Source organism: Syntrophorhabdaceae bacterium (genome assembly GCA_028713955.1).
Classification (GTDB): Bacteria; Desulfobacterota; Syntrophorhabdia; order Syntrophorhabdales; family Syntrophorhabdaceae; genus UBA5609.
Window position 1 is genome coordinate 43,775 of sequence record JAQTNJ010000003.1, and the last position, 6,744, is coordinate 50,518.

The 6,744-nt window shown below is 53.1% G+C and carries 5 protein-coding genes; 2 read left to right on the forward strand and 3 right to left on the reverse strand.

Annotated elements, in window-relative coordinates:
* Positions 1 to 189: 189 nt before the first annotated feature.
* Together mtnA and gatB are read right to left on the reverse strand one after the other, a co-directional pair.
* Entirely contained in the window at positions 190 to 1,218 is a 1,029-nt protein-coding gene (gene mtnA / locus PHU49_00740) for an S-methyl-5-thioribose-1-phosphate isomerase (GenBank protein MDD5242518.1), read from the reverse strand.
* A gap of 110 nt (positions 1,219 to 1,328) precedes the next feature.
* On the reverse strand, positions 1,329 to 2,777 hold the full coding sequence (gene gatB, locus PHU49_00745) for an Asp-tRNA(Asn)/Glu-tRNA(Gln) amidotransferase subunit GatB (protein ID MDD5242519.1): 1,449 nt from the start codon (positions 2,775 to 2,777) through the stop codon (positions 1,329 to 1,331).
* Between the two features lie 226 nt (positions 2,778 to 3,003).
* Between gatB and mtgA the strand changes: the two genes are divergently transcribed.
* Complete coding sequence (gene mtgA, locus PHU49_00750; protein MDD5242520.1) at positions 3,004 to 3,840, forward strand: monofunctional biosynthetic peptidoglycan transglycosylase; 837 nt, start codon at positions 3,004 to 3,006, stop codon at positions 3,838 to 3,840.
* Positions 3,841 to 4,158: 318 nt separating this feature from the next.
* Here the strand turns inward: mtgA and ssb are convergent, their stop codons facing one another.
* Positions 4,159 to 4,584, reverse strand: coding sequence for a single-stranded DNA-binding protein (ssb, locus tag PHU49_00755; protein MDD5242521.1), 426 nt, complete (start codon positions 4,582 to 4,584; stop codon positions 4,159 to 4,161).
* Between the two features lie 160 nt (positions 4,585 to 4,744).
* Between ssb and PHU49_00760 the strand changes: the two genes are divergently transcribed.
* The coding region (locus tag PHU49_00760) for a CoA-binding protein (GenBank protein ID MDD5242522.1) at positions 4,745 to 6,744 on the forward strand (2,000 nt) is incomplete at its 3' end.

A 6,744-nucleotide genomic window follows, 5' to 3' on the forward strand; every position in this document is an offset into this window, starting at 1 on the left:
AGATACGCTGTGAAAAACGGTGCCGGAATATCCCCCGCAAACACGCTCATTCCGCTCCAGCGGCTCCAATCGCTCGCGTTCGGCTTCGGAACTTTTGCTGCGCAAAAGACCGAGCTTCCTCGCCTCACGACGGTTTGCCGGGGATATTCCGGCACCGTTACTCGTCCTAATGGAAAATCCTGGTTTGACCTAATCAAAAAGCATCCTGATATATTTTTTGAAGGGTTTTTCAATGATGCCCTTCTCGGTGATGAAGTTCGTGATCAACTGCGCGGGGGTGATGTCGAAAGAATAATACCGCGCCTTCACGTCCTTGACAGTGAGCAACTGTTTCTTCAGGTACTTGACCTCTTCCCCGCCCCGCTCTTCTATGGGGATGTATGTGCCGTTTCCGATGTTGGGATCGAAGGTGGAGACCGGCGCGGCGATAAAGAAGGGGATCCTGAACCGGTGCGCTGCCAGGGCTATCATGAAGGTGCCGACCTTGTTTGCCGTGTCGCCGTTTAAGGCTATCCTGTCAGCGCCGGTGATGACCTTATCTATACCCTTATTGGAGGCGAGAAACCCCACGTTGTTATCGGGGATAAGCTCAACCGGGATTCCTTCCTGGTATAGTTCCCAGACCGTGAGGCGGGCGCCCTGGAGGTAAGGCCTTGTCTCTGTCGCGATGACCTTGATCTTTTTTCCTGACTCATGTGCTGCCCGTATGACACCGAGGGCAGTGCCGTAGCCGCCGGTTGCGAGGGCGCCTGCGTTGCAGTGAGTGAGTATGGTGTCGCCGTCATCGATCAGCTCAGCGCCGTAAAGAGAGAGCATCCTGTTATTCTCGATGTCTTCAACGTGGACCGAGATGGCCTCCTGGAGCATGCTGTCCGGCATATCGAGGTCATCGTGAGACCTGCCATATGCGTCCTTCATTCTCTTCAACGCCCAGGAAAGGTTCACGGCCGTTGGCCTCGTGGCGCTTAGCTTTTGATATATCCTGTCCATATCCTTGCTGGTGAAGCGCCTTTTCGATACGATAACCTCACGGATTCCCAGGACCACGCCGTATGCGGCAACGATCCCGATAAGCGGAGCGCCTCGCACCGTCATATTCCGGATGGCGACCGCGACGTCCTTTACAGTCCTGCAGCGGACGTAGGTCTTCTTGAACGGCAGCTCCCTCTGGTCGAGGAGATACAGCGAGCCATCTTTCCAGTAAATGTGGTCAGTCATGATAAACCCCTTAAAGAAAGCTGTCAGCCATCAGCGATCAGCACAAAGCCTTTTTTGTTTTCACTGTCTACTGACGACTATCTACTGACGACTATCGACTGCCTCTATCATCAGCCCTTCAGCCTCTTCAGCATCAGTTCGTTGAGCAGTTTCGGGTTCGCCTTGCCTTTTGTTTCCTTCATGACCTGGCCGACGAAGAACCCGAGGAGCTTCTCTTTGCCCGCCTTAAACTCTGCCACCTCTTTCGGGGAGCGGGCGATCACCTGGTCAATGGTTGCGATGATCGCGTCTTCATCGGAGATCTGGACCATCCCCTTTTCCTCAACGAGATGTTTCGGGGAGACACCGCTTTTGTATAGTTCCGGGAAGATGTCCTTTGCTATTTTGGCGCTTATCGTATTGTCCTTGATGAGCGACAGCAGCTCCGCGAGGTGAGCCGGAGACAACGGCGAATCCTTCGCCGATGCGTTCCCATCCTTTAATTCGCGGAGGAGCTCCGTCATGATCCAGTTGCTCACTGTCTTTGGTTCAGGGAAGAGCCCGATGGTCTCTTCAAAGTAACGGGCGAGGCCCTTGTCAGAGACGAGGATCTCCACGTCATATCTGGGCAGGCCGTATTCCTTCATGAACCGCTCCGTCTTTTCCACGGGCAGTTCAGGCAGGGATTGCCTGACCTCTTCTATCCATGCATCGTCAACCATAAGGGGAAGGAGGTCCGGTTCAGGAAAGTACCGGTAATCGTGTGCCTCTTCCTTGCCGCGCATCGAATAGGTGATGCCTTCATCGACATTAAAGAGCCTGGTCTCCTGGACAATTGTGCCGCCTTTCCCTATGACATCGATCTGCCGCTGTATCTCGTAGTCGAGGGACCTCTCAATAAATTTGAAGGAGTTGAGGTTTTTCAACTCTGCCCTTGTGCCGAGTTCCTGAGCCCCTTTTTTTCTGACCGACACGTTGGCGTCGCATCTGAAACTTCCCTCTTCCATGTTCCCGTCGCAGATCTCAAGGTAGACGAGGATGTCCCTGAGCGTCTTGAGGTACTGGACAGCCTCTTCGGGTGTCCTCATATCAGGCTCACTGACGATCTCCAGCAGGGGGATGCTGGAGCGGTTGTAATCGACGAGGCTATATGTGCTTGTTTCAATGGTCGCTTCATGAACGAGCTTCCCCGCGTCCTCTTCCATGTGGACCCTCTTTATTCTCATCCTCTTTTTGTCGCCGTTGATGAAGACATCGAGGTAACCGTTCTCACAGATGGGTTCCTCGTATTGGGATATCTGGTAACCTTTTGGAAGGTCCGGGTAATAGTAGTTCTTCCGGGCGAAGATGCTCTTCCGGTTGACATCGCAGTGGAGCGCGATCCCAACCTTGATCGCAAAATCTACCACCTTTTTGTTGAGCACGGGCAGCGCACCCGGCAGCCCCATGCATGTCGGGCAGGTATGACTGTTCGGTTCAGCGCCGAATTTTGTAGAGCACCCGCAAAAGAGCTTGCTGTCCGTTAAAAGATGGGCATGGACCTCAAGACCCATGACGCCTTCGTAATCACCATAATCCATTATATACACCTCATTTTCCGGGGCTCACGTCGCCCCCTCCACGAACAGAGTCCGTGGAGCCTCCCCCTCGCGCTCGTGAACTCGCTACAAAATATAAGGGCTCGGGGTTTGCCCCCTCCAGTATCGAGCATCCAGTACCGAGCACCGGGTTATCAAGAAATATACAACAAGAATCGTGCCTTTTCAAAAGAATTGTCGAGAGGCGGTCAAATAGGTTATAGGTAATATGCAGGACACGACCATATACAATGAACGGTATTTTTTTATGAGACAAAAAAAGAAGAAAGAATTTTTCGGCAGATTTATAAAAACCATCTTTGTCCTTGCAGTGCTTGCGGCAATCGGTTTTGTGGGTTTTTACTTTATGTACCCGAACGTGGCGAAGATGAAAAAGCAGAACCCGGGCAAGACCTCCTTTATGGAATACCGCGAAAAGGAATGGAAACAGAAGGGCAAGAAGATAAAGATACAGAAAAAGTGGGTCTCCCTCAGGGACATCTCCCCCTACCTCGTCAAGGCGGTGATCATATCAGAGGATGACAAGTTCTGGTCACACCACGGTTTTGATCTCGACGCCATCCAGAAGGCGCTGGAAAAGAACGTTGAAAAGGGGAAATTCAAGTTCGGGGGGAGCACCATCAGCCAGCAGCTTACGAAAAACCTCTACCTCACGCCTGACAAGAACCCAATACGGAAATTCAAGGAGGCGGTCATCACCTGGAGGATCGAGCGGACGCTCTCAAAGCGGAGGATACTTGAGCTCTACCTCAATGTCGTCGAATGGGGTGAGGGCATCTTCGGCGCCGAGACGGCGTCACTCCATTATTTCGGCAAACCCGCGGCCCTCCTGACGGCACAGGAAGCAGCCAAACTGGTAGTCATCCTGCCGAACCCAAGAAAGTACCGGTTGGATGGTTCTTCGCAGTACGTGGAGAAGCGAGCACAGATCATTTATAACATCATGGTGAGACGGGGGATAGCGGTGCCTGAATACGATGAGGTGCTGCAACAGAAGGACAACGGAGAAAATCTGCCGGTGATAGAAGATAACCCGGCACAGTAGCCCATGGCTCATAGCTCATAGCAAAACCAAATCCTAAATTCTAATATCTAAATTCTAAACAAGCACGAATGTTCCAATGTACAAAATAACCATGTCATTGCGAGCGCAAGCGCGGCAATCTCATACAATAGGGGTCACCACAGATCGCCACGTTGCTTCGCTCCTCGCGATGACAACACACTTTGAACATTCGATATTTGAATTATGATATTATCTGGAGCTTGGTTATTAGGTGTCTGGGTATTCTCTTTACGCCTAACGCCTTACGCCTAACGGATACATTGCTATCAGCTATCAGCCATGAACTATGAGCTGCCTCTAAAGAGGTACGTCGTCATCTTTTTCCGAAGGAAAATCTTCCTCAACCTCTCCACGGGGGCCTCCTGAGGACCTCCGGTCGTCCCTCTCGCCCCTCTCGCCGATGATGACCTTCATGGTGTTGGCAACGATCTCGACGATCTTGCGTTTATTGCCGTCCCTGCCTTCAAATTCGCGGGACTGGATCTTCCCCTCAACGTAGACGAGGTTCCCTTTCTTTAACTGTTCTGCCCTCTCCGCGAGGTTTCTCCACGCAACGACCCTGTGCCACTCGGTCTTTTCCTGCCAGGCCCCGCTGTTTTTATCTTTCCATGATTCAGAGGTAGCCATATTAAAGGTGGCGACAGGCGCACCGTCTGCGGTATACCGCATTTCAGGGTCTGCCCCGAGCCTTCCGATGAGAATGACCTTGTTCAAACTTGACATCTTTGCCCCCCTCCTATTCTTTCATTATAAAGAATTTTCTCGAAATGTTTTTGTGTTGCTAAACAATATAGTATGTCTTGGAAAATGTCAACGTTCCGCAGTGCCCGCCAGGGGATAAAATAAAGAAAAACAGTTGCAGAATACCTGTAATTACGGGAGAATGGATGAAAAGCGCTGCGGAGCGAACATGGGTGACCTGAGAAAGATGCTTGATCCTAAGACCGTTGCCTTTATTGGCGCAGATGACCGGGAAGGTTCTCGCGAAAGATCGATACTTGACAACCTCCTCTCGTCAGGCGCGAGGCGGGTATGGGCAGTCAACCCGCATAAAAGAAAAGTACTGCACCTCGATTGTTTATCCTCCATATCCGACATAGATGAGCATATCGATCTTGCCGTGATCGTCGCACCCGATGGCCTGCTCCTCTCTGTAACAGAAGAATGCGGAAATAAAGGCGTGGAAGGCGCAATCATAGTCTCTCCAGGCCCTGAGGGTTCCATGGAGGAAAGGAAGGGGTTTGAGGGGAGGATATGGGAGATAAGAAAAGGTTGCGGCATGAGGGTGATCGGACCAAACAGCAACGGCGTCATTCTGCCGCACATCGGCCTCAACGCCACGTTCCTCAAGGCGAATCCTCTGCCGGGCAGCACGGCCTTTATCTCCCAGAGCGGCACCATCGGAAATGCCATGTTATATTGGGGGATCGGCAGCCGGATAGGCTTCAGCATGTTCGCGTCCCTCGGCTCCATGGTGGATGTGGATTTCCCGGACCTCATCGACCTTCTCCAGGAAGATTATTTCACGAAAAGCATCATGCTCTACGTGGAGCGCATAAAGGACGCAAAGAAGTTCATAAGCGCCTCGCGCTATTTCGCGCGGGACAAGCCTATCGTGGTCCTGAAACCGGGAAGGTATCCTGAGAGCACAGAGGCGCTCATTGCCCACACGGGCCTTAAGGTGGGAAACGACGCGGTCTATGACGCGGCCTTCAGGCGGGCCGGCGTAGTAAGGGTAAAAGAGACCGATGATTTCTTCGACACGGCCAAGGTGCTTGTTTCGAGGTCTCTCCCCAGGGGGCCGAACCTTGCGGTGATCACCAATTCGAGCGGCATCGGCATCATCGCCCTTGATACCCTTGCGGAACAGAAAGGGCGGCTTGCCGGGTTCTCGGAGACCGGCATGGAGAAGCTCGACCGGATCATGCCCCGCTTCTGGAGCAGGAGCAATCCCCTTGACCTGTCAGGGGACGCAGACGTGGAGAGATATGTACAGGTAACCGATGTATGTTTGCAGGACGACGGTGTGGACGGCGTCCTCATCGTATATGCACCCACTTCCCACAGCGACCCCGGTGAGCTGGCAAGGAGGCTGGTGGAGGGTGCGTTGAAGACAGCCAGGCCGGTTGTCGCCGTCTGGATGGGCGGTCAATACTCCCGGGAGGGTATTGAGGTCTTCAGGGAGGCAAACGTGCCGGTCTATGAGTCGCCGGAAGACGCGGTCAGGGCCTACCTCTATATGCTCAGATACCACAGGGGCATCGAGCTTTTGTATGAGACGCCGGAGGAGGCGCCTGAAAACGCGATGATGTTGACCAGCCACCTGAGAGACGTGCTCCGCAATGCTATCGGGGAGCAGAGGGACGTCCTGACCCCGGAGGAGTCCGTCAATCTTCTCAAGGATTACGGCATCTCCGTCCTGACAGGCACCGGCCATGGAGACAAGGCCGCGGCACAGGGACACGTTGTCGATGAATGGGCATTGAGATCAATGAGAGACATTGATTTCGGGGCGGCTATCCTCCTGATATCCATGACCGGCAGGATAAAGGGTAGAAGCGGTTTTGCCGTAGGATTGCCTCCGCTGAACCGGGTGCTTGCAAGGCACCTGATAGAGGAGGCGGAATTTTCCACGACCGGCGGGTCCGCGGCGAGACGCATGGAGGAGGTCCTGATAAATTTTGCAAAGCTCATCGGCGACTTTCCTGAGATCGCCGAGATAGAAATAGAATGTGTTGTGACGGACGGCGGGGAGGTCTACGCGAGGCATGCAACGATCCAGGTCGACAAAGACTACCGGAAAGGCATCGTTCAATACCCGCACCTTGTCATCATGCCCTATCCGGCGCGGTATACCATGCCCTGGAAGATCCGCGACGGCAG

Coding starts and splice junctions, on each gene's coding strand:
- gatB (MDD5242519.1), bottom strand. CDS start 2,777: ATGGATTATGGTGATTACGAAGGCGTCATGGGTCTTGAGGTCCATGCC.
- mtgA (MDD5242520.1), top strand. CDS start 3,004: ATGCAGGACACGACCATATACAATGAACGGTATTTTTTTATGAGACAA.
- ssb (MDD5242521.1), bottom strand. CDS start 4,584: ATGTCAAGTTTGAACAAGGTCATTCTCATCGGAAGGCTCGGGGCAGAC.
- mtnA (MDD5242518.1), bottom strand. CDS start 1,218: ATGACTGACCACATTTACTGGAAAGATGGCTCGCTGTATCTCCTCGAC.